This window comes from Nocardia amikacinitolerans NBRC 108937 (assembly GCF_001612615.1).
Taxonomy (GTDB): domain Bacteria; phylum Actinomycetota; class Actinomycetes; order Mycobacteriales; family Mycobacteriaceae; genus Nocardia; species Nocardia amikacinitolerans.
The window spans coordinates 1-1,378 of record NZ_BDAU01000088.1; the positions used below are offsets into that span (position 1 = coordinate 1).

The 1,378-nt window shown below is 62.4% G+C and carries 1 protein-coding gene; it reads left to right on the plus strand.

Going from position 1 to position 1,378, the window contains the following annotated elements:
* The first annotated feature begins 49 nt into the window (after window positions 1-49).
* A complete protein-coding gene (locus tag NAM01S_RS33570; RefSeq protein ID WP_174554895.1) occupies window positions 50-1,378 on the plus strand; it encodes an IS630 family transposase in 1,329 nt (442 codons plus the stop codon).

Consider the following 1,378-nt stretch of genomic DNA (forward strand, 5'->3'; position numbering starts at 1 on the left):
CTAGTGTGTCGCGCCTGAAATGCGTCCCCTAAGTTGTTAGCCTGTTTTTGTGTCGCATCGTGGGCCTTCTGCTGTTGGGATCGTTGTGTCCGACGCTGAGCGTGTGGAGCTCGCGCGTATGGCGGAATCGTCGGATCGGCGTGAGGCGCAACGAGCTCGGATCGTGCTGGCCTGCGCTGAGGGTATGTCGAATGCCGGTGCGGCGCGGCTGGTCGGTGTCTCGGTGGGGTCGGCGGCGAGGTGGCGCGGGCAGTTCGCCGCCGAGGGCCTGGAAGGGCTGGGTGATCGTGATCGTGGTGGGCGGCCGGTGGCCCAGATTGTGTTGACCGGCGAGGAACGTGAGACGTTGCAGCGGTGGGCGCGTCGAGCGAAGTCGTCGCAGGCGCTCGCGGAACGCTGCCGGATCGTATTGGGTTGTGCGGCAGGAAAATCCAATCAGGATGTGGCAGCCGAGTTGGGTATCACAGCCCAGACGGTGGGTAAGTGGCGGAGGCGTTTCGCGCAGAAACGGCTCGAGGGGCTGTCCGACGAGCCGCGTCCGGGACGGCCCCCGTCGATCCTGCTGGACAAGGTCGAAGAAGTCCTCACGATGACCCTGGAACAGAAGCCGGCAGATGCGACGCATTGGTCGCGGACCTCGATGGCCAAACGAAGTGGCTTGTCGCCGTCGACGATCGGACGGATCTGGAGCAAGTTCGAGCTGAAACCACATGTGGCCGACGGCTTCAAACTCTCGACCGATCCGTTGTTCATGGACAAGGTTGTCGATGTGGTCGGGCTGTATCACAATCCGCCGGAAAAGGCGGTCGTGCTGTGTGTGGACGAGAAGTCCGGGATCCAGGCACTGGACCGCTCGCAACCGGTGCTGCCGATGATGCCTGGCATGCCCGAGCGATACTCCCACGACTACGTCCGCCACGGCGTGACCAGCCTGTTCGCGGCGTTCGACATCGCCGACGGAGCCGTGATCTCCAAGCTGTACTCCCGCCGCCGCGCGGCCGAGTTCAAGAAATTCCTCATCGCGATCGACAAGGCCGTGCCCGCGGAACTGGACGTGCACCTGGTCTGCGACAACTTGTCCACCCACAAGACACCGACGATCAACGCCTGGCTGGCCAAACATCCACGCTTCCATATGCATTTCACCCCGACCGGCTCGTCCTGGCTCAACCAGGTCGAGCGCTGGTTCGGGTTCCTCACCGACCAACTCCTGCGCCGCGGCGTCCACAAAAGCGTTGCAGCGCTGGACAAAGACATCACAGCCTGGATCGAGCAATGGAACGCCGACCCGAAACCATTCGTCTGGCGCAAAACTGCGGAGGAGATCCTCGAATCACTCGCTAAATATCTTCAACGGATTTCAGGTGCAGGACACTAG